Genomic DNA, 2,123 nt, shown 5'->3' with positions numbered 1-2,123 from the left:
CATCGGGCAGGAACGGCTGCGTGAGCAGCTCTCGCTGGTGCTCGACGCCGCTCGCGGACGCGGCCGCACCGCCGACCACGTCCTGCTGTCCGGCCCTCCGGGACTGGGCAAGACGACGCTGGCGATGATCGTGGCCACCGAGATGGGTGTGCCATTGCGGATCACGAGCGGTCCGGCCATCCAGCACGCGGGGGACCTCGCCGCCATCCTCTCCTCGGTCAGCGAGGGCGAAGTACTCTTCTTCGACGAGATCCACCGCACGGCGCGGCCCGCGGAGGAGCTGCTGTACACGGCGATGGAAGACTTCCGGGTCGACGTCGTCGTCGGCAAGGGCCCCGGAGCCACCGCCATCCCGCTCGAGCTGCCCCCGTTCACGTTGGTGGGCGCGACCACGCGCACGGGACTGCTTCCCGGGCCGCTGCGTGACCGGTTCGGGTTCACCGGCCACCTGGAGCTCTACGAGCCGAAGGAGCTCGAACAGGTGCTGTACCGATCGGCGGGCCTGCTCTCGGTGGATCTGCGTGAGGACGGCGCGCGAGAGATCGCCGGGCGGTCCAGGGGGACGCCACGTATCTCCAACCGTCTGCTCCGCCGTGTGCGGGACTTCGCTGAGGTCCGCGCCGACTCGGTGGTGACCGGCGACATCGCGCGGGCCGCCCTCGAGGTGTTCGAGGTCGACGAGATCGGTCTCGACCGGCTGGACCGAGCGGTGTTGATGGCGCTGTGCAAGAACTTCGGCGGTGGACCGGTGGGCCTCGGGACACTGGCCGTGGCTGTGGCGGAGGAACGGGAGACCGTCGAGGAGGTCGCCGAGCCGTTCCTGGTGCGAGCCGGACTGCTGGCCCGCACACCCCGCGGCCGGGTCGCGACCCCCGCGGCATGGTCCCACCTCGGGCTTGCCGTGCCGCAGCGCGCACCCTTCGCGGACCGCGAGCCGGACCTGTTCAGCGTGGCCGAGGAAGAATGACGGGGCGCGTTGCTCGCAGTGAGGCAGGCCCGAGTTCTACACTTGGGGCGAACGGCGACTAGAATCGCGCGAACGTCCCATTTAATACCCCCTAACCGAAGGAAGCTCGTCAGTCATGGACTTGCTGCTGCTCCCTCTTCTGCTCATCGCAGTCTTCTACTTCCTCCTCATCCGGCCGCAGCAGCGGCAGAAACGGCAGATGGCGGAGATGCAGCAGTCGCTTGCCGTGGGCAGCACAGTAATGACCAGTGCTGGGCTGATCGCCACGGTGGCTGCCATCGATGATGAAGAAGGCGAGGTCGAGCTCGAGGTTTCGCCAGGCGTCACCAACCGCTACGTGCGTCGCGCCATCGCGCGGGTGATCGACAGCCCCGCGACCGGAGACGACCCCGATGACGCTGCGTCGCTCGACGATGAGGACTCCGACGTCTCCGCGGAGCTGGACGATGCGGAGAGCGGCGCCGACGAGAAGGCGCAGAACTCGGCGAACGACGCCGAGTCGCGCTGAAGATGAGCGATGCACCCGCATCGATGATCAGCTCCGCCGATCATCAGCTCTTGCTCTCGCACATCCGGGACGTACCTGACTGGCCCGAGCCGGGCATCGCCTTCAAGGACATCACACCGCTTCTGCGCGAGCCCACGGCGCTCGCCAGGACCATCGAGCTGCTCGCCAGTGGCGCGGGCGGCCCGGTGGACGCGGTGGTTGGCATCGAGGCGCGCGGATTCATCCTCGGCGCGCCGGTCGCATATCGGCTGGGCGCGGGGTTCGTGCCGGTCCGGAAAGAAGGCAAGCTACCGTCCGACACGTCGGCCGCCAGCTATGACCTCGAGTACGGCCAAGCGACGATCGAGGTCCACCGGGACGCGTTCACTCCCGGCGAGCGGGTGCTGATCATCGACGACGTGCTTGCCACCGGCGGCACGGTGCGAGCCACCGTCGACCTGGTGCGTGCGGCCGGTGCGGACGTGGCCGGTGTGAGCGTGCTGATGGAGCTCGGATTTCTGCACGGCCGTGACAAGTTGCCTGACGTCGAGGTAAGTACCCTGCTTTCGCTGTAGCGCGTCGTCGTGGATCCATGTAGACCGGTGGACTAGCCTGGGAATAGGACGTCTAGTTCGCTGAGGAAACATTGGGCGCCTACACTGTGTTGTC

3 protein-coding genes are annotated in these 2,123 nt (G+C 67.7%); all 3 read left to right on the top strand.

Annotated features, from left to right (window positions below):
• On the top strand, nt 1-967 hold a 967-nt coding region (ruvB, locus tag ELR45_RS00240), incomplete at its 5' end, for a Holliday junction branch migration DNA helicase RuvB (protein WP_240759022.1).
• 115 nt (nt 968-1,082) lie between these two features.
• Nucleotides 1,083-1,475, top strand: coding sequence for a preprotein translocase subunit YajC (gene yajC / locus ELR45_RS00235; RefSeq protein WP_129662511.1), 393 nt, complete (start codon nt 1,083-1,085; stop codon nt 1,473-1,475).
• A gap of 26 nt (nt 1,476-1,501) precedes the next feature.
• Complete coding sequence (locus ELR45_RS00230) at nt 1,502-2,029, top strand: adenine phosphoribosyltransferase (protein WP_420813785.1); 528 nt, start codon at nt 1,502-1,504, stop codon at nt 2,027-2,029.
• The last annotated feature ends 94 nt before the right edge of the window (nt 2,030-2,123 follow it).

Origin of the sequence: Phytoactinopolyspora endophytica (assembly GCF_004138495.1) — a bacterium.
Taxonomy (GTDB): Bacteria; Actinomycetota; Actinomycetes; order Jiangellales; family Jiangellaceae; genus Phytoactinopolyspora; species Phytoactinopolyspora endophytica.
Note: the sequence above shows the minus strand (reverse complement) of the source record. Positions and strands in the feature narration are given on the sequence as shown.